This is a genomic window from Sinomonas humi, assembly GCF_000802235.1.
Classification (GTDB): Bacteria; Actinomycetota; Actinomycetes; order Actinomycetales; family Micrococcaceae; genus Sinomonas; species Sinomonas humi.
Genome location: NZ_JTDL01000152.1, coordinates 1 through 26,665, shown reverse-complemented (window position 1 = coordinate 26,665; position 26,665 = coordinate 1). Strand labels below are relative to the sequence as shown.

23 protein-coding genes and 2 tRNA genes are annotated in these 26,665 nt (G+C 66.3%); 19 read left to right on the top strand and 6 right to left on the bottom strand.

Going from position 1 to position 26,665, the window contains the following annotated elements; all coding sequences use genetic code 11:
• Nucleotides 1-55: 55 nt before the first annotated feature.
• The gene (gene ettA / locus LK10_RS19520) at nt 56-1,738 is read left to right on the top strand and encodes an energy-dependent translational throttle protein EttA (RefSeq protein WP_043127689.1); all 1,683 of its coding nucleotides are present in this window, start codon (nt 56-58) and stop codon (nt 1,736-1,738) included.
• A gap of 3 nt (nt 1,739-1,741) precedes the next feature.
• Here the strand turns inward: ettA and LK10_RS19515 are convergent, their stop codons facing one another.
• A complete protein-coding gene (locus LK10_RS19515; RefSeq protein ID WP_043127687.1) occupies nt 1,742-2,632 on the bottom strand; it encodes an acyl-CoA thioesterase in 891 nt (296 codons plus the stop codon).
• Between the two features lie 92 nt (nt 2,633-2,724).
• Here LK10_RS19515 and LK10_RS19510 point away from each other — a divergent pair, with 92 nt between their 5' ends.
• Together LK10_RS19510 and LK10_RS19500 are read left to right on the top strand one after the other, a co-directional pair.
• A complete protein-coding gene (locus LK10_RS19510) occupies nt 2,725-3,333 on the top strand; it encodes an acyl-CoA thioesterase (RefSeq protein WP_081998706.1) in 609 nt (202 codons plus the stop codon).
• Nucleotides 3,330-4,007, top strand: coding sequence for a hypothetical protein (locus LK10_RS19500; RefSeq protein ID WP_231567855.1), 678 nt, complete (start codon nt 3,330-3,332; stop codon nt 4,005-4,007). Before LK10_RS19510 ends, LK10_RS19500 begins: the two co-directional genes overlap by 4 nt.
• A gap of 11 nt (nt 4,008-4,018) precedes the next feature.
• On the opposite strand, the gene LK10_RS19495 is transcribed toward LK10_RS19500, so the two are convergent.
• The 4 genes from LK10_RS19495 to pepN all read right to left on the bottom strand — a co-directional run bounded on the left by LK10_RS19495 (nt 4,019) and on the right by pepN (nt 8,446).
• A complete protein-coding gene (locus LK10_RS19495; RefSeq protein ID WP_408021472.1) occupies nt 4,019-4,474 on the bottom strand; it encodes a globin in 456 nt (151 codons plus the stop codon).
• A 64-nt stretch (nt 4,475-4,538) separates the two neighbouring features.
• Complete coding sequence (locus LK10_RS19490) at nt 4,539-5,336, bottom strand: mechanosensitive ion channel family protein (RefSeq protein ID WP_231567854.1); 798 nt, start codon at nt 5,334-5,336, stop codon at nt 4,539-4,541.
• Nucleotides 5,337-5,404: 68 nt separating this feature from the next.
• A complete protein-coding gene (locus LK10_RS19485) occupies nt 5,405-5,872 on the bottom strand; it encodes an OsmC family protein (protein ID WP_043127684.1) in 468 nt (155 codons plus the stop codon).
• 9 nt (nt 5,873-5,881) lie between these two features.
• Nucleotides 5,882-8,446, bottom strand: a complete 2,565-nt coding sequence (gene pepN, locus LK10_RS19480; protein ID WP_043127680.1) for an aminopeptidase N — start codon at nt 8,444-8,446, stop codon at nt 5,882-5,884.
• A 135-nt stretch (nt 8,447-8,581) separates the two neighbouring features.
• Here pepN and LK10_RS19475 point away from each other — a divergent pair, with 135 nt between their 5' ends.
• From LK10_RS19475 to LK10_RS19430, 10 genes are all read left to right on the top strand, one after another.
• Nucleotides 8,582-9,541, top strand: coding sequence for a hypothetical protein (locus LK10_RS19475; protein ID WP_043127677.1), 960 nt, complete (start codon nt 8,582-8,584; stop codon nt 9,539-9,541).
• Nucleotides 9,542-9,581: 40 nt separating this feature from the next.
• Nucleotides 9,582-10,064 (top strand): ribose-5-phosphate isomerase, encoded by a 483-nt coding sequence (locus LK10_RS19470; RefSeq protein ID WP_043127675.1) that lies wholly within the window; start codon nt 9,582-9,584, stop codon nt 10,062-10,064.
• Nucleotides 10,065-10,069: 5 nt separating this feature from the next.
• Nucleotides 10,070-10,972, top strand: coding sequence for an Fpg/Nei family DNA glycosylase (locus tag LK10_RS19465; RefSeq protein WP_043127673.1), 903 nt, complete (start codon nt 10,070-10,072; stop codon nt 10,970-10,972).
• Nucleotides 10,973-11,042: 70 nt separating this feature from the next.
• A tRNA-Gly gene (locus LK10_RS19460) sits at nt 11,043-11,113 on the top strand.
• Nucleotides 11,114-11,184: 71 nt separating this feature from the next.
• Nucleotides 11,185-11,259, top strand: a tRNA-Pro gene (locus tag LK10_RS19455).
• A 65-nt stretch (nt 11,260-11,324) separates the two neighbouring features.
• Nucleotides 11,325-12,707 carry a trigger factor gene (gene tig, locus LK10_RS19450; RefSeq protein ID WP_043127671.1) on the top strand — a complete coding sequence of 461 codons (1,383 nt, stop codon included), beginning with the start codon at nt 11,325-11,327 and terminating at the stop codon, nt 12,705-12,707.
• Nucleotides 12,708-12,946: 239 nt separating this feature from the next.
• Entirely contained in the window at nt 12,947-13,567 is a 621-nt protein-coding gene (locus LK10_RS19445) for an ATP-dependent Clp protease proteolytic subunit (protein ID WP_052207626.1), read from the top strand.
• Between the two features lie 39 nt (nt 13,568-13,606).
• Nucleotides 13,607-14,266, top strand: a complete 660-nt coding sequence (locus LK10_RS19440) for an ATP-dependent Clp protease proteolytic subunit (protein ID WP_043127668.1) — start codon at nt 13,607-13,609, stop codon at nt 14,264-14,266.
• Nucleotides 14,267-14,417: 151 nt separating this feature from the next.
• Entirely contained in the window at nt 14,418-15,707 is a 1,290-nt protein-coding gene (gene clpX / locus LK10_RS19435) for an ATP-dependent Clp protease ATP-binding subunit ClpX (protein WP_043127666.1), read from the top strand.
• A gap of 42 nt (nt 15,708-15,749) precedes the next feature.
• Nucleotides 15,750-16,373, top strand: coding sequence for a mycothiol-dependent nitroreductase Rv2466c family protein (locus LK10_RS19430; RefSeq protein WP_043127664.1), 624 nt, complete (start codon nt 15,750-15,752; stop codon nt 16,371-16,373).
• Nucleotides 16,374-16,727: 354 nt separating this feature from the next.
• Here LK10_RS19430 and valS read toward each other — a convergent pair whose 3' ends face one another.
• Nucleotides 16,728-19,343, bottom strand: coding sequence for a valine--tRNA ligase (valS, locus tag LK10_RS19425; protein ID WP_043127660.1), 2,616 nt, complete (start codon nt 19,341-19,343; stop codon nt 16,728-16,730).
• Nucleotides 19,344-19,380: 37 nt separating this feature from the next.
• Here valS and LK10_RS19420 point away from each other — a divergent pair, with 37 nt between their 5' ends.
• The 6 genes from LK10_RS19420 (at nt 19,381) to ndk (ending at nt 26,501) form a co-directional block, all read left to right on the top strand.
• The gene (locus LK10_RS19420; protein ID WP_043127656.1) at nt 19,381-19,731 is read left to right on the top strand and encodes a DUF488 domain-containing protein; all 351 of its coding nucleotides are present in this window, start codon (nt 19,381-19,383) and stop codon (nt 19,729-19,731) included.
• A 24-nt stretch (nt 19,732-19,755) separates the two neighbouring features.
• The gene (locus LK10_RS19415; protein WP_081998702.1) at nt 19,756-20,559 is read left to right on the top strand and encodes an SDR family oxidoreductase; all 804 of its coding nucleotides are present in this window, start codon (nt 19,756-19,758) and stop codon (nt 20,557-20,559) included.
• Between the two features lie 275 nt (nt 20,560-20,834).
• The gene (gene ileS, locus LK10_RS19410; protein WP_043127653.1) at nt 20,835-24,200 is read left to right on the top strand and encodes an isoleucine--tRNA ligase; all 3,366 of its coding nucleotides are present in this window, start codon (nt 20,835-20,837) and stop codon (nt 24,198-24,200) included.
• Nucleotides 24,197-25,570, top strand: a complete 1,374-nt coding sequence (locus LK10_RS19405) for a bifunctional folylpolyglutamate synthase/dihydrofolate synthase (protein WP_231567853.1) — start codon at nt 24,197-24,199, stop codon at nt 25,568-25,570. The genes ileS and LK10_RS19405 overlap by 4 nt, the downstream gene beginning before the upstream one ends.
• The gene (locus tag LK10_RS19400) at nt 25,570-26,043 is read left to right on the top strand and encodes a DUF4233 domain-containing protein (RefSeq protein ID WP_043127650.1); all 474 of its coding nucleotides are present in this window, start codon (nt 25,570-25,572) and stop codon (nt 26,041-26,043) included. Before LK10_RS19405 ends, LK10_RS19400 begins: the two co-directional genes overlap by 1 nt.
• A gap of 38 nt (nt 26,044-26,081) precedes the next feature.
• Nucleotides 26,082-26,501 carry a nucleoside-diphosphate kinase gene (ndk, locus tag LK10_RS19395; protein ID WP_043127647.1) on the top strand — a complete coding sequence of 140 codons (420 nt, stop codon included), beginning with the start codon at nt 26,082-26,084 and terminating at the stop codon, nt 26,499-26,501.
• Nucleotides 26,502-26,665 lie beyond the last annotated feature (164 nt).

The window sequence follows — 26,665 nt, the reverse complement described above, 5'->3', positions numbered from 1 at the left end:
TGGGCGTGGTGCAGCGGATGTGAGATCGCTGCCCAGAGCCACTAGATTAGACGGCATGGCGGAATTCATCTACACCATGACCAAGGCCCGGAAAGCCGTTGGCGACAAGGTGATCCTCGACGATGTCAGCATGTCGTTCTTCCCCGGCGCCAAGATCGGTGTCGTGGGTCCGAATGGCGCCGGCAAGTCGACCATTCTGAAGATCATGGCGGGGCTCGACACCCCGTCCAACGGTGAGGCCCGGCTATCCCCGGGCTACAGCGTCGGGATCCTGCTGCAGGAACCGCCGCTCAACGAGGAGAAGACGGTCCTCGGGAACGTTCAGGAAGGCGTTGGCGAGATCTACGCCAAGATCCAGCGGTTCAACGAGATCTCGGAAGAGATGGCGAACCCGGACGCCGACTACGACACTCTCCTCGGCGAGATGGGCAAGCTTCAGGAGGCCATCGACACAGCCGACGCCTGGGATTTGGACTCCCAGCTTGAGCAGGCCATGGATGCCCTCCGCTGCCCGCCGCCGGAGGCTGATGTGCGAGTGCTCTCCGGTGGTGAGCGCCGTCGCGTCGCGCTGTGCAAGCTTCTCCTCCAGAAGCCTGACCTCCTGCTCCTCGACGAGCCGACCAACCACCTTGACGCGGAAAGCGTCCAATGGCTCGAGCAGCACCTCGCAAGCTACCCCGGCGCTGTGCTCGCCGTGACCCACGATCGGTACTTCCTCGACCACGTAGCAGAGTGGATCTGCGAGGTGGACCGCGGACGCCTGTACCCCTACGAGGGGAACTATTCGACGTACCTAGAGAAGAAGCGCGCTCGCCTTGAGGTGCAGGGCAAGAAGGACGTCAAGCTCGCCAAGCGTCTCGCTGAAGAACTCGACTGGGTTCGCTCGAATGCAAAGGGGCGCCAGACCAAGTCGAAGGCGCGTCTGGCGCGCTACGAGGAGATGGCGGCGGAGGCCGAGCGCACTCGCAAGCTGGACTTCGAGGAGATCCAGATCCCGCCGGGACCGCGGCTCGGTCAGATGGTCATCGAGGCCAGCAACCTGAAGAAGGGCTTCGGCGACCGGACGCTCATCGAAGGCCTTTCGTTCTCGCTCCCGCGGAACGGCATCGTCGGCGTGATCGGGCCGAACGGCGTCGGCAAGACCACTCTTTTCAAGACGATCGTCGGACTCGAGCCCCTCGACGGCGGCGACCTCAAGGTCGGCGACTCGGTGAAGATCTCGTACGTCGACCAGACGCGTGGCGGAATCGACCCGAACAAGTCGCTCTGGGAGGTCGTCTCCGACGGGCTTGACCACATCCAGGTCGGCCAGGTCGAGATGCCTTCGCGGGCCTATGTCTCAGCGTTCGGCTTCAAGGGCCCGGACCAGCAGAAGAAAGCGGGCGTTCTCTCCGGTGGTGAACGGAACCGCCTGAACCTCGCCCTGACGCTCAAGCAGGGCGGGAACCTCCTGCTCCTCGACGAGCCCACGAACGACCTGGATGTCGAGACGCTGGCCAGCCTCGAGAATGCGCTGCTGGAGTTCCCGGGCTGCGCCGTCGTCGTCTCCCACGACCGCTGGTTCCTCGACCGCGTCGCCACGCACATCCTCGCCTATGAGGGAACGGACGAGGACGAGTCGAAGTGGTACTGGTTCGAGGGCAACTTCGAGTCGTACGAGCAGAACAAGGTCGAACGGCTGGGCCCGGATGCGGCGGCCCCGCACCGCGTGACTCACCGGAAGCTCACGCGCGACTGAACCCTAGGGCATCGGGATCCGAACCATCCCCTCCTGGCCGACGGTGGCGACGTGCACACCGTCGCGCGTGAAGATCCTGCCCACGCCGAGTCCCCGGGCGCCGTGTGCGCTCGGGGACTCCTGCACGTAGAGCAGCCATTCGTCGACACGGACAGGGCGGTGCCACCACATCGCGTGGTCGAGACTCGCGAGGTTCAGTTCGGGGGTTACCCAGCTGAGGCCGTGCCGCCGCAGGACAGGCTCGAGTACGGTGTAGTCGCTCGCATAGGCGAGGGCTGCCCGGTGGAGCCGCTCGTCGTCGGGCATGGGACCGAACGTCTTCATCCAGACCGCGTTCCGGGCCACGTGATCGCCAGAAGCGGAGACGTAGAGGGCAGGATCGACGTGGCGGACGTCGAACGGCCTGTCGAAAGCCCAGTACTGCGCGACAGGGTGATCGATCGACCCGAGCAGGTCGGCGGTGCTCGGCAGGGTTTCCGGGTCGGGCAGACCCACGGGCATCTCCGACTGATGGTCAACGCCGACCGACTCCGTCTGGAACGAGGCGATCATCGACAGGATGGGCAAACCGTCCTGATAAGCGTGGACCTGACGCGCTGAGAAGGAGCGCCCGTCGCGGAGCCGTTCGACTCCGAACGTGATGGACTTGTCAGCGTCCCCGGGGCGCAGGAAGTACCCGTGCATCGAGTGGACCAGGCGGTCCTGTGGCACGGTCCGGGTCGCGGCCATCAGGCTCTGGGCCAGAACCTGGCCGCCGAACACGCGATGCCGCGGTTGCCGCTCGCTCGGGCCCACGAAGATGTCCTTGTCGGTGCGAGCACCGCCCAGGTTGTCGAGGTCGAGCAGTGTCAGCAGCGTGTCCGTGGGTCCGGACTGGCGGGCGGGCGACGTCATGCCTTGACACTAGACGCGCCGGTAGGAAGCCAACAAGCCGATGGCCGCCGCGCCGGTTCGCGACGCGGAAGCGGCCGGGGGAAGATGGAAGTATGCCTGCTGCTTACCAATTCCCACTTCAGCTGCGTTTCGGCGACGTGGATTCGTACGGGCACGTCAACAACGTGCGCTTCCTGCAGTTCCTCGAGGATGCCCGAGTCCACTGGCTCCGCGAACCGCTTCCCGAGGGCGTCCGAGGCGGCGGCAGCGCGGCCGGGATCTCATCCGACCATGAGTCCCGTCAGGAATCGGGCTCGGAAGCCACCATGTTCGATTTCGTCACCTCTGAGAACTTCACGCTGGTCGGCCGCCACGAGATCGAGTATCTCGCACCGCTCCTCTACCGGCCCGCCCCCATCGCTGTGAATCTCTGGATGACGCGGCTCGGGGGGTCGAGCTTCGACCTGGGCTATTCGGTTGCAGAGCGGGACGGAAGCGCGCTCTACGCGTACGCCGCGACGTCGATGGTCCTGGTAAGCCGCTCAACAGGACGGCCCGTTCGCGTGCCGCGCGGCCTCCGGGAGGCATTCGCCCATTACTCCGGCCCTGCCGTCCCCTTCCGCAGAAGGCCGCCGTTGCCCAACGAGGGTCGGACGGGCTCGCCTGCGGCGCTGCCTGACGAGGCTCCCGCCGAGGAACCCGCGACGGGCGGTGTCGCGTGAGCCCCGCCGGAGTCCAGACGCCCTTGGACCTTGGGGACCGCGAGGCCGTCGCCGACCTCCGCACTTTCCTGGCCCGCGCCCGCGCGATCGACCCCACCGGCGCTGTCCGGCTTCAGGCCGTCGGGCCGGTCCTGGCGCTCTATGTGTGCGTCCTGCGCCCGCGGATGCTGGGGGAGGGGACGCCGACCGTGTTGGGCATGCGGGCGATGCCGCTCGCGCGAGCGGCCGACGTCGACACGACCGTGCCGATGGCTTCCGTCGTGGACCGCCTCGCCCGCCTTGCCGACGACGGCACGCTCCTCGACATCCCGCCGTCGTCCGTCCACGTGCCTTGGGCGGCGGTGACCCCTCCGCGCGGTCCGTGGACGGGGGTCGGCGAGGTCTCGGGCGAGGTGCTTGCGGCCGCGGCTGCGGCTGGCATGGCGGAGGTCGCCGCAATGGTTCCAGAGCAGCCGGGAGCGGCGATGGTCGACGGCGCACGTGCGGCGGTGTGGGGCAGGGAGGTCGACGGCGTGCAGCGCCTTCCGGCCGGCGTCGCCTTCGCGGCGGAGGCGCTGGGTTTCCTCAGGGCCACGGAATCCATGGCAATGTTCGAGTCTGGGCCGTGGCTGCGGATCAGTTCACCGCGCGGGCATGTCCTGTGCCGCGTTCCCGGCAGCCGGAGGACGAGCTGACCCGGCTGGGATCAGTCCTCGAAGGTGTTGACGAGCGAGTGGGCAGCTCGCTCAAGGTAGTCCCAAAGCGTGGCCTCGTGGAGCGGTGCGAGGTGTAATGCGTCCACTCCGGCCCGCATATGGTGCAGCCACCTGTCGCGGGCCTCGGGGTTGACCTTGAACGGCACGTGGCGCATCCGCAGGCGAGGATGCCCCCGCTCCTCGCTGTACGTGCCCGGGCCGCCCCAATACTGCTCGAGGAACATCGTGAGCCGCCTCCGCGCCGGTCCCAGATCCTCCTCGGGGTACATCGGACGCAGAACAGGGTCCTCGGCTACGCCGTCGTAGAACACGTCCACGAGCTTGACGAAGGCCTCGTGCCCCCCGATCTCGGCATAGAACGTGTTCGCGTAGTCCTCTTGGGCGAACGGGTCGTTCACCTTGAGTAGGTTCCTGCGGGCCAGGCCCTCGCTCTGGTTCTCGGTCACTGGGGTGAGCCGTCCTTCCTCGTGCTGTCCTCGATCCACCGTAGCCCGTCGCGGGGAGGGCGCGTCATTCGGCGGAGCGCTGGCCTTGGGCATCCGGCTTGGTGGCTGCAGCGCTGGGGCCCGACGCCGCCGCCTGCCCGGGAGCCGGGGAGGCCGGGGCCGGAATGAACGAGCCCTGGGACCGGTTGCCGACGCGGAGGATCTCGCCGTTGCGCAGGTACCAGATCGCGCCGTCCTCCCCGCGTACCCGTGTGATGCGCAGGCCTACGCTTTCCACGGTCCCGACCACTTCGCCTGCGCCGAGTTCGATCACGTCGCCGATGCCGAACTGGTCCTCGAGTGTGAGGAAGATCCCGGACAGGAAGTCGCGGATGAGCTGCTGGGCGCCGAAGGCGACGGCAACACCGAGGATGCCGACGCTCGTCAGGAGCGGCGCGATGTCGACGCCGAAGGCCTTGAGCACATAGATGAGCACGATCGTCGTAATGACGACGACAACCACCGAGTTCAGGAGCGAGCCGATCGTCTTGGCGCGTTGGGCCCGCCGCTCCGAGTCCAGCGCACGGAGCGCGGGGGCCGCCCACCGGAACAGGCGCCGCTTGGTCAGCTGCGAGCCGGCGAGGACTCGCTTGACGACCTGACGGATGAGGAACGAGGCCACGAGCCACACGAGGAGGCCGACGCCGATGGCGATCGCGACCTGCAGGAGGGTCGAGTTGAACGTGTCCACGGCGGAGTTGAGTTCCGCCGTGGTCAGGTGCGGCAGCGGGGAGCCCGTAGCCGACGGCGTCGGGGTCGGCGTGGGTGTGGGAGAAGCAGTGGCGTTGGGCGCGGTCAGGGGCATACGCAGAGCGAACTGCACAGTCCGAGTGCCTCCTCAGCTGGGGGGAAAAGTGGGTTGTTTTCCACCCTAGCGAGGTTTGCTGGACGTCAGGGAAACGTGGGTTCGGTGCGGACCGGAAAGTTCACAGAACGTGCGATGAAACACAGCTGGTGCGCCTCCTCGTGGAGGGCGTCCGCAAGCGCGCGCTGGCCCTCGTCGGCGAGTTCCACCCGTGGGTGCAGCACCACCTCGGTGAACTCGCCGCTCCCGTCACGGTTCAGTCGCATTGTCCCCGCGGCGGCATCCGTGTAGCCCGTAACGACGAGCCCGTGGTTCACCGCTACGTGCAGGTACGAGAGCATGTGGCACTGAGAGAGGGCCGCCAAGAGCAGCTGCTCGGGATTGAAACGGTCCCTGTCGCCGCGGAACGTGGGGTCTGCCGAGCCGGGGAGTACGGGCAGGCCCGGGAGCGCGATGTCATGCTCCCGTCCGTACTCCCGATAGCCGGAAGTCCCGGTTCCCCGATTTCCCGTCCAGGTCACTGTGACGCTGTAGTGGTGCTCGCCGGTGGCCATGAGCGGCGCCTAACGGTCCGCTGCCTGCGCGCGGAGGGCGCGCGCCACGCCGTCGCGGTTCTCGAGCATCATGCGGCGCAGTGCACCCTGATCATCGCCCAGGGCGGCGATGAAGGCATCCGTCCGCTCGAGCGTCGCCTCGGTTGTCTGCCGCGCCGGGTAGAGTCCGACGACGATCTGCTGGGCGAGAGCATGAGTGCGGTCAGCGATGATGCCCGGAACGGCATCGAAGTACTTCTCGGCGTACGGCGCGATCAGGTTCGCGTCGTGCACCCGGACGAAGCCGTTGACGGCGGCCTGCTGAACCGCGTTCGAAAGCTCGCCGGTCTCGACGATCTTGCGCCACGCCTCGGCCTTGGCTTCTTCGGTGGGGAGCGCTGCTTTTGCGAGCGCCGCCGCGCACTGCCCTGTCGAGGTGTTGTCGTGGGAGAGTTCGGCATCGATGCGATCGCTGCCGACCCGCCCGCCTGCTGCCAACGAGGCGAGGAACTCCCAGCGGAGGTCCTGGTCGACCTGGAGTCCTGGGATGGTGAGCGAGCCGTCGAGCAGCGCCGTCACGGTGTCAAGGTGCTCAGGAGCCGCCGCGAGTGCGGAGAACGCCTTGACAAATTGGAGCTGGGAGTCGGAGCCGCCCGCGGCGTCGCGAGCGAGGCTCCAGAGGCGTTCTGCTGTCGCCCGCTTGGTAGCGGCCTGCGCGTCCCGGGCGACGTAGAAGTCGAGGGTCGTGGCGAGCTGACGAAGAAGCGTCTGCACCACCGACGAGTCAGTTTCCGCCCCGATATTGGCAAGCACGAGGTCGACGTAGGCCCGCGCAGGAGTCTGGGCATCGCGCGCGCCGTCCCAGGCTGAGCCCCAGACGAGGGTCCGGGGCAGGCTATGGGCGATGTCCCGGAGGTGGTCGGTCGCGGTCGCGAGTGAGACTGGGTCCAGCCTGACCTTGGCGTACGCGAGGTCGTCGTCATTGAGCAGGATCAGCTCGGGGCGTACGGCGCCCACGAGGGCTGGAACTTCAGTGAGCGGCCCTTCGACGTCGAGCTCTTCGCGGCGCGTCCTGCCCAGGCGCCCCGCGGCGTCGCGCTCGTAGAAGCCGACGGCCAGGCGATGCGGCCGGAGGGTGGGCTGCGCTTCGGCAGCGCTCTGCTGGATCGCGAACCGCGTGATGACACCCTCGGCGTCGGTCTCGATAACGGGCGCGAGCGTATTCACCCCAGCGGTTTCGAGCCACACGCCACCCCACGAAGAGAGATCGCGTCCGCTCGCTGCTTCGAGTTCTGCGAGGAGGTCCGCCAGGACCGTGTTGCTCCACCCATGCTTGGCGAAGTAGCTGCGTACCCCGGCCATGAACTGTTCTTGGCCCACCCAGGAGACGAGCTGCTTGAGCACCGAGGCGCCCTTCGCATACGTGATGCCGTCGAAGTTGACCTCGACGTCGGCAAGGTCGCTGATGTCAGCGAAGATCGGATGCGTCGTCGGGAGCTGGTCCTGCCGGTAGGCCCACGATTTCTCCACCGAGGCGAATGTGGTCCAGGCGTGCGCGAAGTCGGGCGTCTGCGCGGCGGCGAGGTGGGACATGTACTCGGCGAACGACTCGTTGAGCCACAGGTCGTCCCACCAGCGCATCGTGACGTAGTCGCCGAACCACATGTGCGCGAGCTCGTGCAGCACGGTGATGGCACGCCGCTCGACGGTCGCCTGAGTGGGCTTGGACCGGAAGATGTAGCTCTCGAGGATCGTGACGGCGCCGGCGTTCTCCATCGCCCCCGCATTGAACTCGGGGACGAAGAGCTGATCGTACTTCTCGAACGGGTACTCGCAGCCGAACTGCTCCTCGAAGAACGCGAACCCCTGCTTAGTCGTCTCGAAGATGTTCTCGGCGTCGAGATACTGCATGAGTGACTTGCGGGCGAAGATGCCCAGCGGTATTGCCCGGCCCGCCGAGTTCACGAGCCCGTCATGGACGGACTCGTAGGGGCCTGCAATAAGGGCGGTGACGTAGCTCGAGAGCCGCGGCGTAGGGGCGAAGTCCCACAGCGAACGCGCCGCGCCGTCGTCGGCGGCCGGGATGCTCTGTGGATCGGGGGTGGGGGAGTTGGAGACGATCACCCAGTGGGACGGCGCCTTGACGATGAAGTGGAAGCTTGCCTTGAGGTCTGGCTGTTCGAAGACCGCGAACATGCGGCGTGAGTCCGGTACCTCGAACTGGGTGTAGAGGTACACCTCGCCGTCGACGGGGTCGACGAAACGATGCAGGCCCTCGCCCGTATTCATGTAGCGCGCGTCGGCATCCACCACTAGCACGTTGTGCTCCGCGAGGCCGGGGAGCTGGATCCTCACCCCGTCCGACACCTCGTCGGGATCGAGTTCCCGACCGTTGAGGGTCACCGAGCGGACGGAGTCGGTGATGGCGTCGATGAAGGTGCTGGTGCCGGCGACAGCGTCGAAGACGACCGTGGTGCGGGACCCGAAGACGCGTTCGCCGCGCGTGAGGTCAAGCTCGACCTCGTAGCTCTCGACCTCGAGTAGGGCCTTCCGCCGTTCGACGGCTTCGGATCGGGTCAAGTTCGTACCGGGCATGCGCGCCTCCTCGCATTAGCGTCCCGGCGCTGTGGCGCGCCGCACATATTTGAAATTATTCTTTCAGTTCCTGCTGCGGTGCAAGTACTCGCGGGTGTATGACACGGCGAGCGTCCCCTGCGCTAGCGTGGTGGCATGGCTGAGTCGGAGGGGCGCTGGGACCGCAAGGCCGTCCGATTCGCGATCGGCTACCCGATCCTCCTGGCGGGAGGCTTCCTGCTCGCCGCCTTCACCTTCAGGGGCCAAGTTCCCGAGCCGGTCGCATGGCTGTGGGATGCCAACGGAGGCCGCTCGTTCATCCCGTTCTGGACGTACCTCATCGGCGGGGCCTTCCTCGTCGCAGTCATCGGGATCGTCCTGTGCCTTCAAGCGGGGATCCAATCCCGTCCCCCGATCTCGCGGAAGATCTTCATGGCCGGCGGAGTCGGCATGTCCATGTTCCTCGTGACTGTCCTCGGGGCGGGCCTCATAGGCCAAGTCGGGGCGAAGGACGCTCGCGACACTCACCCGGACCCCTTCGTCCTCGCCTCGGGAAGCGGCGCGACGGTCGCGCTCGCCGTCGTCATGTTCATGCTCTTCAAGCCGGACGAGCAGTGGAGTCCGCGGGATGAGGAAGCGCTGCTCGAGGCCCTGGACCCCGAGCGGGTGCGCAACACCTTCGTCTTCTGGGCCCATGCGCGTTCATCTGTGTTCGTGATGCTCGCCGTCGTCGGCATCAACCTCTCGCTTCTCATGCTCCTCGTTTCTCCTTGGGTCTCGGCGGTCATCGCGTTCGCGTGCCTCGTGGTCGCGTCGATGCTGATCCTCCGCGTGAGCGTCGAACCGGAGGAGGTCCGTCTCGCGTTCGTCGGCCTCGTGCGCGTCGCAAGCATCAGCACTGCGCGGGTCCTGCGCGCAGGCGCAGGAGCCGTCTCCGCGCGGTCCTATGGCGGCTGGGGCTACCGAAAGCACGGCAAGCTCGTCTCCGCGCTCGTCGCGAGCGGCCAGGCCGTTGATGTGCTCTGCCGCGACGGCACGCGCTACGTCTTCTCCGCGAAGGATCCGGCGCTCGCGGAACATGTAGCGGAAGTGCTCGGCGGGCCTGCGGCAAAGTAGGCTTGACCCGCCCCACCGCTGACCCGAGAGGAACCTCGCCGTGACCAAGCCCCGCGTCCACATCGCCACCGATCACGCTGGGATGGAACTGAGCTCGCATCTCGTGAGCTACCTCGGGAGCCAGGGCTACGACGTGGTCGACCACGGCCCGCGCGAATACGATCCCCTCGATGACTACCCGGCCTTCTGCATTCGGGCTGCCCTCGCCGTCGTCGCCGATCAGGAGGCCGGAGTCCACGCGCTCGGGATCGTTCTCGGCGGTTCGGGCAACGGCGAGCAGATCGCAGCCAACAAGGTCAAGGGCGTGCGGGCCGCACTCGCCTGGAACCTGGACACGGCGAGGCTCGCCCGTGAGCACAACGATGCGAACGTGATCGCCGTCGGGGGGCGCCAGCACAGTGTCGAGGAGGCCACTGGGCTCATCGAGGCGTTCCTGGAGGAGCCGTTCAGCGAGGACGAGCGCCATGTCCGCCGAATCGGGAAGATCGCGGTCTACGAGACCACCGGCGAGATCGTGGACTGAGGGCAGTGCCCGAAGGCCATTCCATCCATCGCCTCGCCCGCCAATTCAACGACGTCTTCGCAGGCGAGAGGCTTGTCGTCACAAGTCCGCAGGGCCGGTTCAGTGCCGGAGCGGGCCTCCTGGACAGTCGCGTGCTCGAATCTGCCCAAGCGCACGGCAAGCAGCTGTTCCTCCGATTCGAGGGTCCGCTGTACCTCCACGTGCATCTTGGGCTCTACGGCGCGTGGGATTTCGGGGGAGACGCGACGTTCCGCGGCGCGTCCAGCATCGGGGCACCTCGCCGTGTCGGCGAGCGGGAACTCGTGGACGACGACGGCGACTCGGCCTACGCCGGGCCCCCGCCTCCCGTCGGGGCAGTCCGGGTGCGGCTCGCCTCCGAGCACGGCTGGGCCGACCTCCGCGGAGCGACGGTGTGCGCGGTTGCAACTCAGCCCGAGGTCGAGGCTGTTCTGGCACGCCTCGGCCCGGATCCCCTCGGACTTCGGGCCTCGGGCACCGACCCGGGGGAGGCATTCGCCCAACGCGTGAACCGCCGTCGGACGCCCATCGCCAGGCTCCTCATGGACCAGACGGTCGTTGCGGGAATCGGAAACGTCTACCGTGCCGAACTGCTCTTCCGTGCAAGGCTCGAGCCGGCCGTGCTCGGCTCAGCCCTCGGAACGCAGCGGGCGCTCGAGCTGTGGGCTGACGCAGTCCAAGCCCTGGGCCAAGGCGTGCGGGACGGCCGCATCATCACGACCGATCCCTCGATCTGGACGAGCCCTATCGGCTCGCTTCCGGCCCCGGAGGAGGCGCACTGGGTCTACAAGCGGCAGGGGCTGGAATGCCGCATTTGCGGGACCGCCATCCTGCTCGCGGATGAGGCGGGCCGCAAACTCTACTGGTGCCCCGCGTGCCAGACCGGCTGACATCTCCCGGTTCGGAAGGCCTTGGGATTTGACAGCGGTTCGGGCACCCGCTTTAGTTGAAGGCGCCCAAGGGGCTGTAGCTCAATGGTAGAGCGCCAGTCTTCCAAACTGGATACGCGGGTTCGATTCCCGTCAGCCCCTCTCTCGCGCTTATCGACGCGCGAGTGTGCGCCCCTGCAGCGTCGCCTGTATTGTGGTCTGTGCATCGGAGACGGGGTGTAGCTCAGCTTGGCTAGAGCGCCTGCTTTGGGAGCAGGAAGTCGCAGGTTCAAATCCTGTCATCCCGACAGTTCCGCCGTCGGCAAGCCAGCCAGGGCGGCAACCCTACCAGAACATCCAGGAGAGCCACGCTGTGAAGAGCGCCGCCGAGAATCTGACCCCCACCCGCGTCAAGCTGAACGTCGAGGTTCCGTTCGAGGAGCTCAAGCCGAACATCGACGCGGCGTACCGGCAGGTCGCCGAGCAGATTCAGGTTCCGGGCTTCCGCAAGGGCAAGGTTCCTTCCCGCATCATCGACCAGCGCGTTGGCCGCGGCTACGTTCTTGAGACTGCGATCAACGACGGTCTCAACGATTGGTACCAGCAGGCCGTAGCAGAGACGGGGATCCGACCGCTCTCGCGCCCCGAGGTCGAGATCACCGAGGTCCCGGATCCGTCCGCAACCGAGGGGCAGCTCACCTTTAGCGTCGAGGTCGACGTTCGCCCCGAGGTGGAGCTTCCGGACTACGCCGGCATCAAGGTTGACGTCGAGGCGGTGAAGGCTTCCGACGAGGACGTCGAGAAGTCCCTCAACGACCTTCGTTCGCGCTTCGGCACCCTCAAGCCAGTGGACCGCCCGGCCCAGGCGGACGACTTCCTGACCATCGACCTCACCGCGACGGTCGACGGCGAGGAGGTTGACTCGGCGTCGGGCCTGTCCTACCAGGTTGGCTCCGGCACCATGCTCGAGGGTCTTGATGAGGCCGTGACCGGCCTCAGCGCTGACGAGGAAGCCATCTTCGAGACCGAGCTCGCCGGTGGAGAGCACGCTGGCGAGACCGCGCAGGTGAACGTCAAGGTCACCGCGGTCAAGGAGCGCGAACTCCCCGAGGCGGACGACGACTTCGCGCAGCTCGCTTCCGAGTTCGACACGATCGCGGAGCTCCGCGAGGACCTCGAGAAGCAGGCCGCCGACGCGAAGGTCGCCCAGCAGGGCATCGAAGCCCGTGACAAGGTCCTTGAGAAGCTCGTTGAGCTCGTCGAGGTCCCCGTCCCGGACACTGTCATCGAGGAGCAGGTCGCCGCCCACTTCAACCCGGAGTCCGGAGGCCACGCGGCCGCCGAGGACCACGACACCGAGGAGCACCGGGCCGAGGTCAAGACCAACACCGAGCGCGCCTTCAAGAACGAGGTCATCCTTGACGCGATTGCGGACAAGGAGGAGATCGGGGTCTCGCAGAACGAGCTGATCGAGTACCTCATCTCGACGGCTTCGCAGTACGGCATGGATCCGAACCAGTTCGCCCAGATCATGGACCAGTCCGGCCAAGTGCCGATGATGGTCGGCGAGGTGCGGCGCCGCAAGGCCCTCGCCGTCGTCCTCGGCCAGGCCGAGGTGACCGATTCGGAGGGCAACGCCGTCGACCTGACTGACTTCGTCCGCCCCGCAGGCGAGGAAGCCTCTGAGGCTGAGGCTTCTGAGGAAGCTGCTGCCGAGGTCATCCCGAGCGACGATCCCGCTGCCGCCAAGTTCTGATCGGCTCTGGCACGAAGTTCTGATCGGCTCTGGCACGAGGCCGCCGCACCCGCGAATGAGTGGGAGCGGCGGCCTCTGCCGTTCGCCCTGAGCGCACGACTTGGAGCCTTGTTGGACGCGGCCCGTCGGGGAGCATGCGCCGAAAGCGAACAGTGGCGGCGCGCGGAACAAAGAGGCTTCGAAACGGGCTAGTGTCCCTGTAGCAACCGCTTTTGGAGCAGATCGAGAGGTATCGCACGATGCACCAGCAGGAGAGCACGCCGCGGCTGGCGGGGCCCGGCGAGGCGAACGGTCAGGACTACATCTACCAGCGGCTCCTCAAGGAGCGCATCATCTGGCTCGGCTCAGAGGTCAGGGACGACAATGCGAACACGATCTGCTCGCAGCTGCTCCTCCTCTCGGCCGAGGATCCCGAGAAGGACATCTTCCTCTACATCAACTCGCCCGGTGGCTCGGTGACCGCTGGCATGGCCATCTACGACACGATGCAGTTCATCCCGAACGATGTCGTGACGGTGGCGACCGGTCTCGCTGCCTCGATGGGCCAGTTCCTGCTCTCGTCCGGCACGAAGGGCAAGCGGTACGCGACTCCGCATGCCCGAATCCTCATGCACCAGCCGTCGGGCGGCATCGGCGGGACTGCTTCGGACATCAAGATCCAGGCCGAGCTCATCCTGCACATGAAGCAGGTCATGGCGCAGCTGACCGCGGATCAGACCGGGCAGACTATCGAGCAGATCCTGAAGGACAACGACCGCGACAAGTGGTTCACGGCCCAGGAGGCACTCGAATACGGGTTCTTCGACAAGATCGCCGAGCGCGCGGGACATGTGACCGGCGGCGGCGGGACGGATAAGTAAGAGACGCCCGCGGCAACGCACGGCAAGAAGGAGCAACTGATGAACTACAACATGGGCGCCAACCCGGCCAGTATGCCGACGAGCCGCTACGTGCTTCCGCAGTTCGAAGAGCGCACGCCGTACGGGTTCAAGCGTCAGGACCCGTACACGAAGCTCTTCGAGGACCGCATCATCTTCATGGGCGTCCAGGTCGACGACGCGTCCGCGGACGACATCATGGCCCAGCTGCTCGTCCTCGAGGCCAATGATCCCGACCGTGACATCACGATGTACATCAACTCGCCTGGTGGTTCGTTCACCGCGATGACGGCCATCTACGACACGATGCAGTTCATTCGCCCCGAGATCCAGACGGTGTGCCTTGGGATGGCTGCCTCGGCGGCGGCCGTCATCCTGGCTGCTGGCACTCCGGGCAAGCGGCTCGCGCTCCCGAACTCGACGGTCATGATCCATCAGCCCTCGCTCTCGGGCGGCCAGGGTGGTCAGGCGACGGATCTCGAGATTCAGGCGCGGGAGGTCCTGCGAATGCGTGAATGGCTCGAGCAGACGTGGGCCAAGCACACCAACAAGACGCCGGAGGAGATCAGCCGCGACATCGAGCGAGACCTCTTCCTGACTGCCCCGGAGGCTCAGGCCTACGGACTCGTCGACGAGGTCCTCGAGTCGCGCAAGATTCGGCAGAGCGCGATCGCCCGCTGAGTTCAGGGACGCCCGGGGCGCTCGTCGCCATATCGCCGGTGCCGCCGAGAAATGTTCGGTGGCACCGGCGTTTGGCTTCGCTGCCCTGTCGGTGCGGTGTCCTACAGTGGAGTGGTCACGGCTTCTGCCCCTACACGAAGGGATTCGACGAATGGCTCGAATTGGTGAGAGCGCGGATCTGCTGAAGTGCTCGTTCTGCGGGAAGAGCCAAAAGCAGGTGCGGAAGCTCATCGCGGGCCCTGGTGTCTACATCTGCGACGAGTGCATCGAGCTCTGCAACGAGATCATCGAGGAGGAGCTCGCTGAGGTCTCGGATCTCGGAAGCTTCGAATTGCCGAAGCCCCGAGAGATCTTCGACTTCCTGCAGGAATACGTGGTCGGCCAGGAGCACGCGAAGAGGGCTCTCGCCGTCGCGGTGTACAACCACTACAAGCGGATTCAGGCCGGCCATGGGTCGAAGTCGGGATCGCTAGCGGAGGGACACGGCCACGACGATGTGGAGATCGCGAAGTCCAATATCCTGCTCATTGGCCCGACGGGCTGTGGCAAGACGTATCTCGCCCAGACTCTCGCGCGACGCCTGAACGTTCCGTTCGCGGTGGCGGACGCGACGGCGCTCACCGAAGCGGGTTATGTAGGCGAGGACGTCGAGAACATCCTCCTCAAGCTGATCCAGGCCGCTGACTATGACGTCAAGAAGGCTGAGCAAGGCATCATCTACATCGACGAGATCGACAAGATCTCGCGCAAGAGCGAGAACCCCTCAATCACGAGGGACGTTTCTGGAGAAGGCGTCCAGCAGGCGCTGCTCAAGATTCTCGAGGGCACAGTTGCCTCGGTCCCTCCCCAGGGCGGCCGAAAGCACCCGCACCAGGAGTTCATCCAGATCGACACGACGAACGTGCTGTTCATTGTTGCCGGCGCGTTCGCTGGTCTCGAGGAGATCATCGGACAGCGCGCAGGCAAGAAGGGCATCGGCTTCGGGGTGCCGCTCAGCTCCATCACGAAGCACGAGAGCACGTACGCCGACGTCATGCCGGAGGACTTGCTGAAGTTCGGGCTGATCCCCGAATTCATCGGTCGTCTTCCCGTCATCACGACGGTTGAAAACCTTGACCGTCCTGCCCTCATGCAGATCCTGACGGAGCCTAAGAACGCTCTTGTCAAGCAGTACCAAAAGATGTTCCAGCTCGACGGGGTGGAACTCCACTTCGAGGACGGGGCGCTGGAGGCCATTGCGGATTTGGCGCTCGAGCGGGGCACCGGTGCCCGCGGCCTCCGCGCGATCATGGAGGAGGTGCTCCTCCCGGTCATGTTCGATCTGCCGAGCCGGGACGACGTGGCCGGAGTCGTGGTCAACCGCGACGTCGTCGTACGCCACGAGCCGCCAGCCTTGATTCCGCACAGCGTGGTTGCCAAGCGCAGGACCAAGTCCGCGTAACGACCCGAATTGCGTGCCGGACGCCGATAGAAGGAGCAGAGGATGACTGACGTGGTGCAGGGCAGCAAGAACAAGGCCGACTTTTGGTTCGACCCGGCCTGTCCCTTTGCCTGGGTGACGTCTCGCTGGATCGGCGAGGTGGAGAAGGTCCGCGACATCGAGACGGAATGGCACGTCATGAGCCTCTCGGTTCTCAATGAGGGCCGGGAGCTCGAGAGCGACTACCAGCGGGCGATGGATGAGAACTGGGGCCCGGTACGCGTTATCGTTGCGGCGTCCGAGCTCCACGGCAAGGAGCACATCAAGCCGCTGTACGACGCGATGGGAACGCTCATCCACAACGAGGGCGTCAAAGACCGGCCTGAGGTGATACGGCGGGCGCTCGAACAGGTTGGCCTTCCCGCCGACCTGGCTGGATACGCGGACAGTGACGAGTACGATTCGCAGCTGCGCGCGAGCCACAAGTCGGGGATCGAACTCGTCGGGCAGGACGTCGGTACGCCCGTTGTCGCCTTCAACGGCACTGCGTTCTTCGGCCCGGTCATGACCCGCGTGCCGGAGGGTGAGGAAGCGGGCCAGCTCTGGGATGCCTCGGTCACGCTCGCCGGGTACCCGCACTTCTTTGAGATCAAGCGGACGCGGACGGAGCGCCCGAAGGCGGTCTGAGCGCGACTCCAACCGGTCAGGCGGGGCCGGGCGAATTACGCAACTGTACTTCGCCCGGCCCTCTTGCAGCTGGCTGTGATCGCGCTCACAATAATTAGTACCTCCTCCCCAACAGGATGAGGACGTGGAAGCCGAAGATTCAGTGACAGTCGTCACGACGCAGCCTCAGGCAAAGTCGACGGCTGGCTCCCAGTGACGGAGAGCAAGACCTGGATGCCGAGGATTCCACCAGACTGCACGACGTCACCGAAGCAGTCGTAAAGTCGAAGCCCCACCAACGCGAGAACGCTGATGGGGCTTCCCCTTTGCCTGAGACCCTTTTGGCGAGAGCCTCGCGGGCCGAGACTCTTCGCGCTAGGCGTCGACCGCCGCGAGTTCGACGGAGGAAACCCTCAGCTCATCATCGGCGTCGCCCAGAACGATCTCGCGCGCGTTCGCGGCGGCCCGGAGATCCCCGAGGCCACCCTTGAGCTGGGCGAGCTGGGCAGATGGCGCGGAAACTGTGGCCGAGAGCACCTCGGTGCGCTGCTTGACCTTCGCCTCCGACTTCGCCTTGCGGATGCCGGAGAGCGCGAGGCCCACGGTGGCGAGCATTGCGAGGTCGCCCTCGACGGGCAGCGGCTCAGGCCAAGGCGCCTTATGCACGGAACCCTCGCGCCACCAGCTCCACACCTCTTCGGTGGCAAACGGAAGGACGGGTGCGAAGAGGCGCAGGAGCGAGTCGAGGGTCGTCGCGAGCGCTGCGAGGACGGACGCCTGCTGGGCCTCGCCCTGAGCGCCGTACGCTCGATCCTTGACGAGCTCCACATAGTCGTCCGTGAACTGCCAGAAGAAGGACTCGGTCAGCTGGAGGGCTTTCGCAGGGTCGTATGCTGCGAAGGCGCTGCCTGCCTGTGCGACGACGTCGGCGAGCTGGGCGAGGAGGGCCCGGTCGAGCGGGTTCGCAAGCACGGGGTCGGAGGGGTCGCGTACCACGTTGGCCTCGGTCGCGCCGAGCCCCAGGACGAACTTCGACGCGTTGAGGATCTTGATCGCAAGGCGGCGACCGATCTTCATCTGGGCCACCTCGAAGGCTGTGTCGGCACCGAGCTTTGCTGAGGCCGCCCAATAGCGCACAGCGTCGGCGCCGAACTCCTCGAGGATGTCGGTCGGCACGACGACGTTGCCCTTCGACTTCGACATCTTCTTCCGGTCCGGGTCCAGGACCCACCCCGAGATTGCCGCGTTGGTCCACGGAACGCAGCCGTGCAATGCGTCTGCCCGGACGGCTGTCGAGAAGAGCCACGTTCGGATGATCTCGTGGGCCTGAGGGCGGAGATCGAACGGGAACACGTTCGCGAAGAACGCATCATCACGGCTCCAGCGGCCCACGATCTGCGGCGTCAGCGAGGACGTCGCCCAGGTGTCCAGAACGTCGGGGTCGCCGGTGAAGCCGCCCGGCTGGTCCCTCTGAGACTCGTCGAATCCGGGTGCTGGCTCGGCCACCGGGTCGACAGGAAGCATCGAGTCGTCCGGGACGATCGGGTTCTCATAGTCAGGGTTCCCGCCCTCGTCCAGGCGGTACCAGACCGGAATCGGCACCCCGAAGAACCGCTGGCGTGATACGAGCCAGTCCCCGTTGAGGCCCTCGACCCAGTTCTCGTAGCGCGAGCGCATGAAGGCGGGGTGCCAGGCGAGCTCGCGGCCACGCTCGATGAGCCGCGCGCGCCTGTCCGAGTCCCGCCCCCCGTTGCGGATATACCACTGCCGGCTCGTCACGACCTCGAGAGGCTTGTCGCCCTTCTCGTAGAAGTTGACCGGGTGCATGATCTTCTTCGGCTCGCCGTCGAGCAGCCCACGCTCGCCGAGCATTTTGACCACGCCCTCCTTCGCGGAGAAGGCAGTCTTGCCGGCGATCTCGGCGTAGGCTGCGCGGCCCTCCTCGGACGTGATCCATTCGGGCGTCTCCGCGAGCAGGCGACCGTCGCGGCCGATGATCGAACGGGTCGGAAGCTGCAGCTCGCGCCACCATGTAACGTCGGTGAGATCACCGAAGGTGCAGACCATAGCGATGCCAGAGCCCTTGTCCGGCTTGGCGAGCGGGTGGGCCTTCACTTCGACTTCGACGCCGAACAGCGGCGAGCGCACCGTGGTGCCGAAGAGCCCCTTGTAGCGTTCGTCGTCCGGATGCGCGACGAGGGCCGCGCACGCGGCGAGCAGCTCGGGACGTGTGGTCTCGATGTGAACCTCGCGGCCGTCGTCGGCCGTAAAGGCATAGCGGTAGTAGGCGCCCGGAACCTCTCGGTCCTCGAGCTCCGCCTGGGCGACCGCGGTACGGAAAGTGACGTCCCACAGAGTCGGCGCCTCGGCGAGGTAGGCATCCCCCTCGGCGAGGTTGCGCAGGAAGGCCCGCTGGGAGACTGCGCGCGAGACATCATCGATCGTGCGGTACGTCATGTCCCAGTCGACCGAGAGGCCGAGCGTCTTGAAGAGGTGCTCGAAGACCTTCTCGTCTTCGACCGCCAGCTCCTCGCAGAGCTCGATGAAGTTGCGGCGCGAGATGACGTCGAAGTCGCGCTGGTTCTTGGCGGGCTGGGCAGGCGGCCGGTAGTCGGCGTCGTAGGGGATGCTGGGATCGCAGCGGACACCGTAGTAGTTCTGGACGCGCCGCTCCGTGGGGAGGCCGTTGTCGTCCCAGCCCATGGGGTAGAAGACGTTCTTGCCGGTCATGCGCTGGTAGCGCGCGAGGAGGTCCGTCTGGGTGAACGAGAACATGTGCCCGACGTGCAGGGAGCCCGATGCGGTGGGCGGGGGAGTGTCGATCGAGTAGACCTGGCCGCGGCTCGTCTCGGGGTTGAAGCGGTAGACGCCTTCCTCGAGCCACCGCTCGGTGAGCTTGGCCTCGAGGCCCTCGAGCGCGGGCTTGTCGGGGACGTGCGTCGTCATGGCGGCTGCGGGCGTGTCTGTACCCGTGGGGTTCGCTTCAGGCATGGTTGCAATTCTACGTACGAATCCCAACCATGGGCCCATGGGTACCGTCAGCCTGCGTCGCGTGTACGAACCAGCGCCCGAAGGGGCCTTTCGAATCCTCGTGGACCGGATCTGGCCCCGGGGGGTGAGCAAGGAGAAGGCCGGCGTCGATCTCTGGCTCAAGGAGGTCGGCCCCTCGACGGACCTGCGGAAGTGGTTCGGCCACGACCCGGAGCGTTTCGACGAGTTCGCGCGCCGCTACCGAGAGGAACTCCGGGGCTCTGAGGCGCTTGAGCAGCTCAAGGAGGCTGTGCGGGAGCACGAGAAGGTCGAGCTCGTCTACTCCGCGCATGACGAGGAGCACAACCAGGCCGTGGTCCTGCAGGAGATCCTCCGCGCGGGGAGATGAGCGACCGGGGGTAATTTGGGTTCCATGACCTCTGACGCGACGCAGCTCACCCCCGCCCCTGATGCAGCCACCCCGAGCCGTGCCCAGAGGGCAGCTCTCGTGACAGGCGCGAGCACAGGCATCGGCGAGGCTGCCGTTCGCGCGCTAAGGGCCGAGGGCTGGCGGGTATACGCCGTTGCGCGTCGCGCCGAGCGGCTCGAGCGGCTGGCTGCTGAAAGCGGTGCCGTCGCGCTTCCTGCAGACATAGCGGAGGACGACGACGTCGCCCGCCTCGTGCGCGCCGTGGAGGACGGCGGGGGCATCGACACCCTCGTCAACGTCGCAGGCGGGGCTCGCGGCACCGAATGGATCGCCGACGCGAAGACCGACGACTGGGAGTGGATGCTGCGCGTCAACGTGATCGGCACTATGAAGGTCACTCGCGCCTTCCTCCCAATGCTCCGAGCGCACGGCCGCGGCACCGTCCTCAACCTGACCTCGGTCGCGGGCCTCGTCTCGTACGAGGGCGGTGGCGGGTACAACGCAGCGAAGTTCGCCGAGCATGGCATGACCCGCGCCCTCAGGCTCGAGGAGGCCGAGCACAACGTGCGGGTCATCGAGGTGATGCCCGGCCTCGTCAAGACCGAGGAGTTCTCTCTCAGGCGCCTCGACGGCGACGCCGAGGCCGCCGAGAAGGTGTATGAGGGCGTCGAGGAGCCCCTGACGGCGGAGGACGTGGCCGACGTCATCCGCTACGCCGTGACGGTGCCGCATCACGTCAACCTGGACGACATCGTGATCCGCCCCGTCGCCCAGGCAGCGGCTCACAAGCTCCTCCGCCGCGGCTGAGTGTGTGTCTAACGTTTGATTGAACGTTAGACTGGACAGCAAAGCGTCGACCCGGCCATCACCGGCGAGCTTCCGGAAGAACAGCGAATCCCGCGGATGCGGGCGCCGCTCAGTAGAACCGGACGGGCAGGCCCGTCACAGCCCTCACGAGAGGCCCTACGCGGCGTGCGCGAGCACGTAGCGTCGGGCAAGCGAGGTGGTACCGCGGTACCGCCCGGCAGATCCGGGCGCATGCCGTCCTCGCATTCCGAAGCCTCGACAGCCAAGGATCTTCCGTGAGCGTGTACCCCAAGGCGACCACCTCCCCGAACCACGAGAATGCGGCCGGCACGCCGGCGACGAGCACCGTTCGGTTCCCGGAACTCGAGGAGCGCATCCTCAAGTACTGGGATGAGGATGGCACCTTCCAAGCCTCAATCGATCAGCGCGACAGCGGGCGTGACGGCTCGAACGAGTTCGTGTTCTACGACGGGCCGCCCTTCGCGAATGGCCTCCCGCACTACGGCCACCTCCTTACCGGCTACGCCAAAGACCTCGTCGCGCGGTACCAGACCCAGCGCGGCAAGCGGGTCGAACGCCGCTTCGGCTGGGACACCCACGGCCTGCCCGCCGAACTCGAGGCGATGAAGCAGCTCGGCATGAGCGACAAGGCCCACATCGAGACGATGGGCATCGACAAGTTCAACGAGGCGTGCCGTGCCTCCGTGCTCAAGTACACCCACGAGTGGGAGGCGTACGTGAAGCGCCAGGCCCGCTGGGTGGATTTCGAGAACGACTACAAGACGCTCAACGTCGAGTACATGGAGTCCGTCATCTGGGCCTTCAAGCGGCTCTACGAGAAGGGCCTGACCTACAGCGGGTACCGCGTGCTGCCGTACTGCTGGAAGGACGAGACGCCACTCTCCAACCACGAGCTCCGGATGGACGACGACGTCTACAAGGACCGCCAAGACCAGACGGTCACGGTGACCTTCCCGCTGCTCGCGGGCGAGTCGGAGGCGTCGAAGGCGCTCGCGGGCGTCCTCGCGATCGCGTGGACGACCACGCCTTGGACCCTTCCCACGAACGAAGCGCTCGCGGTCGGGCCCGAGGTGCGCTACGCCGTCGTGCCTGCGGGGCCCCGCGCCATCGGCGCGAATGGCACAGTGTCCGACATCCCCGCTGACGCACGCTTCCTGCTCGCGGAGACCCTCATCCCGAGCTACGCGAAGGACCTCGGCTACGAGGACGGCGAAGGCGGGTCCGCTGCTGAGGCGGCCATCGCCGCCGTCGAACGCACGTACCTCGGGACGGAGCTCGACGGCATCGGCTACGAGCCCCTCTGGGATTACTTCACCGACGCCGAGACGTGGGGGACCGGGAAAGCCTGGCAGATCCTCGTGGCGGACTACGTCACGACGACCGACGGCACCGGGATCGTCCACCAGGCCCCCGCCTACGGTGAGGATGACCAGAAGGTGTGCGAGGCCGCGGGCATCCCCGTGATCCTCTCAGTGGACGACGGCGCGAAGTTCCTTCCGCTGTTCGCCTCCGGAGATGATGCACCGCTCAAGGACATCGTGGGACTCCAGGTCTTCGAGGCCAACAAGCCGATCACGCGTGTTCTGCGCGAGCAGGGGCGGCTCGTCAAGCAGGCGAGCTACGTCCACAGCTACCCGCATTGCTGGCGGTGCCGCAACCCCCTCATCTACCGTGCCGTCTCGAGCTGGTTCGTCGAGGTCACGAAGATCAAGGACCGGATGCTCGAGCTCAACGAGCAGATCAACTGGATCCCCGGCAACGTCAAGCATGGCCAGTTCGGCAAATGGCTCGAGAACGCGCGCGACTGGTCGATCAGCCGCAACCGCTACTGGGGCTCCCCGATCCCGGTGTGGGTCTCCGACAACCCCGAGTACCCGCGCACCGACGTCTACGGCTCCTTGGCCGAGCTTGAGCGCGACTTCGGCCGCCTCCCGCTCAACCACGAGGGGCAGCCGGACCTCCACCGCCCATTCATCGACGAGCTCACGCGGCCAAACCCCGATGATCCGACCGGGCAGTCGACCATGCGCCGAGTCCCCGACGTCCTCGACGTCTGGTTCGACTCGGGCTCGATGCCGTACGCCCAGGTCCACTATCCGATGGAGAACCAGGACTGGTTCGAGACCCACAACCCGGGCGATTTCATCGTCGAGTACATCGGGCAGACCCGCGGCTGGTTCTACACCCTTCACATCCTCGCGACGGCCCTGTTCGACCGGCCCGCGTTCCGGAACGTCATCAGCCACGGGATCGTCCTGGGCTCCGACGGGCAGAAGATGTCGAAGAGCCTTCGGAACTATCCCGACGTCTCCGAGGTGCTGGACCGCGATGGCTCCGACGCGATGCGCTGGTTCCTCATGGCAAGCCCCATCCTGCGCGGCGGCAACCTCGTCGTCACCGAACAGGGTATCCGCGATGGCGTCCGTCAGGTCATCCTCCCGCTGTGGAACGTGTACAGCTTCTTCACCCTGTATGCGAACGCCGCCAAGGGAGCTGGGGGAGACTCCGCGGACCGGGGCTACGATGCGAAACTCCGGTACAGCGGGTACACCGACCCGCTGGACCGCTACCTCCTTGCGGAGACCGGTCGGCTCGTCTCGGGCATGCGCGGCCACCTCGACGCGTACGACATCTCGAATGCCTGTGAGCTTCTGCGCGAGTACCTCGAGATGCTCACGAACTGGTACGTCCGAAGGAGCCGGCAGCGCTTCTTCGATGAGGATGCCGACGCTTTTGACGCCCTCTACACTGCCTTGGAAGCCGTGTGCCGAGCCGCGGCGCCGCTCTTGCCGCTCGTCTCCGAGGAGATGTGGCGGGGGCTCACCGGTGGGCGGTCGGTGCACCTGACCGATTGGCCGGACGGGGCCCTGTTCCCCGACGAGCCTGCCCTCGTGGAACAGATGGACCGCACGCAGGCTGTCTGCTCGGCGGGCTCGTCCCTGCGCAAGGCCGCGAAGCTCAGGGTGCGACTCCCGCTCAAGGCGATGACCGTCGTCGTGCCCTCGGCTGGCTCGCTCGCCGGTTCGGAGGCCGTCATCGCGGACGAGCTGAACCTCAAGTCCGTGCGCCTCCTGGACGCGGAGGAGGCATCGCCCGAAGAATTCGGCATCGAGCAGAAGCTCGTGGTCAACGCCCGCGCCGCTGGACCTCGCCTCGGCAAGGGGGTGCAGCAGGCCATCAAGGGCTCTAAGTCCGGCGACTGGTCTGTCGCGGAAGACGGCGCGGTGACTGCGGGCGGAATCGAGTTGGAGCCGCACGAGTACACGCTCGAGACCGTCGTCGATGCTGAGAAGGCAGGCGCATCGAGCGCGGTCGCGATGCTCCCCGGGGGCGGTTTCGTGGTCCTCGACACCGAGGTCACCCCCGAGCTCGAGGCCGAAGGCCTGGCCCGCGATCTCGTGCGCGTCATCCAGCAGGCTCGCAAGGACGCCGACCTGAATGTGAGCGATCGGATCCGCACGAGCCTCACCGCGCGTCCCTCGGTGATCGCCGCTGCCCTCGCCCACGCAGAACTGCTCAAGGGGGAGACGCTGAGTGTCGAGATCGAGTTCCTCGAGGCGGAGGTCGATCCGACCGCGATCGTCGAGCGCGTCGAGACGGCGACGGAGGGTGCACGGTGACGGAGGCTACGGGCTCTCTGACCACAGTCGAGGAGGTCTACGCCGAGCTCCTCGGCCGGGCACCGGAGAACAAGATGGAGCCGCGCCTGGCTCCCTTGTTCCGCGCGATGGACGTGCTCGGCGAACCGAACAAGGCATTCCCGATCGTGCACATCACGGGCACGAACGGGAAGACATCGACGGCGCGCATGATCGAAGCCGGCCTTCGGGCCCACGGCCTGCGAACGGGCCGCTACACGAGCCCGCATCTGAGCCGCGTCACGGAACGCATCAGCGTCGACGGAGCTCCCGTGCCGGACGCGACCTTCGTGCGGATCTGGAACGAGATCGCGCCGTATATCGGGATCGTCGATTCCGAGCTGACGGCGGCCGGACAACCGCGCCTCACCTACTTCGAGTGCGTGACGATTCTTGGCTTCGCGATCTTCGCCGACGAGCCGGTCGACGTCGCGGTCATCGAAGTGGGCCTCGGCGGGATCACGGATGCAACGAACGTGGGTGACGGCGTCGTCTCCGTGGTGACGCCCATCTCCCTCGACCACACGGACCTGCTCGGCGACACTACCGAGGACATCGCCCGTGAGAAGGCCGGCATCATCAAGCGCGGCGGCTTCCTTGTCAGCGCGGCCCAGCCCGCGGACGCCGCCCAAGTCCTGCTCGAGAAGGCGCGCGAGGTAGGGGCTGAGTACCGCTTCGAAGGCGTCGAGTTCGGCGTGGAGAGCCGGACCCTGGCCGTCGGAGGCCAACTCGTGACGATTCAGGGCCTCGCGGGCAGATACGAGGACCTCACGGTGCCCCTTCACGGTGCGCACCAAGCCGAGAATGCGGCTGTCGCCGTGGCCGCGCTGGAGGCGTTCCTCGGGGGAGGTGAGCGGGAGCTGGATCCGGACGTCCTCCGCGAGGGCTTTGCCACCGTCACTTCGCCCGGTCGGCTCGAGGTCGTCAAGACTTCGCCCACGATCGTCGTCGACGCAGCGCACAATCCGGGTGGGATCAGCGTGAGCGCTCAGGCGCTCCTCGAGGCGTTCGATTTCAGCAGGCTCGTCGTCGTCCTTGGCGTGCTGCGCGAGAAGGACGCCGAGGAGATCCTGCGGACCCTCCAGGAGGAGTTCCGCGAGCAGCAGGTCGAGTACGTCTTCAGCCAGTCCGCTTCCCCCCGCGCGATTCCCGCCGATGAGCTGGCAGAGATTGCCCTCGACCTCGGCTTCGACGAGGACGCCGTCCACACTGAGCCCAAGCTCGATGAGGCCATCGCCTACGCGGTCGAGCGGGCGGACGAGGTGGGGGACTACGCGGGCGGCGTGCTTGTCACGGGCTCGATCACCGTGGTCGGCGAGGCCCGGATCCTTCTCGGAAAGGAAGTGGACTGATGGCGCGCCTCAGTAGAGCCCAGCGCGAGTGGCGTCCGGGGATGCCCAGGCAACGGCGTTCGATCCGGGTTCAGTTCGCCTCGATCGTGCTGGTCATGGAGGCGTTCGTCGCGTTCTTCGCGACCCTCGCCGTGTTCGGGCTGCACGCTAGTCAGTACGGCGCGGGGCTCGTGCTCGGCGCCGGGCTCGGCCTCGTAGCCGTCCTCGTTCTCTCGTGCGCCGTCGTCAAGCGTTCGTGGGGCATGGCCCTCGGCTGGGTCCTGCAGCTTGCGCTCATCGCGCTAGGTTTCATCGAGCCCATGATGTTCTTCGTGGGGGTGCTCATGACGCTCGCGTGGTGGTTTGCCATCCGGACTGGCGCGAGGCTGGACCGGGAGAACGTTCAGCGTGACCGCGAGCAGGCCGAATGGGAGCGCAGCCATCCTGACGAGGGCGGCTCGGCCGCGTCCGGGGGAGAGGTCCAGACTCAGTAGACTGGCCTCAATTCCACGACCCCTATCTAGGAGTACCCGTGACCGCAGAGCGCACTCTTGTCCTCGTGAAGCCCGACGGCGTTTCCCGCGGCCTCGCTGGGGCCATTCTCGCCCGCGTCGAGGCAAAGGGCTACCAGCTCGCAGAACTCAAGCTGCTGACCGCCACGCGTGAGGTGCTCGAGCAGCACTACGCCGAGCATGAGGGCAAGCCGTTCTACGAGCCGCTCCTCGAGTTCATGCTCAGTGGACCCGTGATCGCCGCTGTGTTCGAGGGCGAGCGTGTCATCGAGGGCTTCCGTTCCCTCGCCGGTGCGACGGACCCGACGACGGCGGCCCCCGGCACTATTCGCGGCGACTTCGGACGGGACTGGGGGCTCAAGGTCCAGCAGAATCTGGTGCACGGTTCCGACTCGCCGGAATCGGCCGAGCGGGAAATCGGCATCTGGTTCGGCGCCTAACACCCCCTCAACCTCGCTGATCGTTTCGGGTACGGATACTTTCGTCCCTTGTCGTTTCGGGTACGGATACTTCCGTCCCTGGTCGTTTCGGTACGGATACTTCCCCCCTGAGGCGGCGGCGCTCTCATTAAGAACGACGGCGGGCGGTGACTTCTCATGAGAAG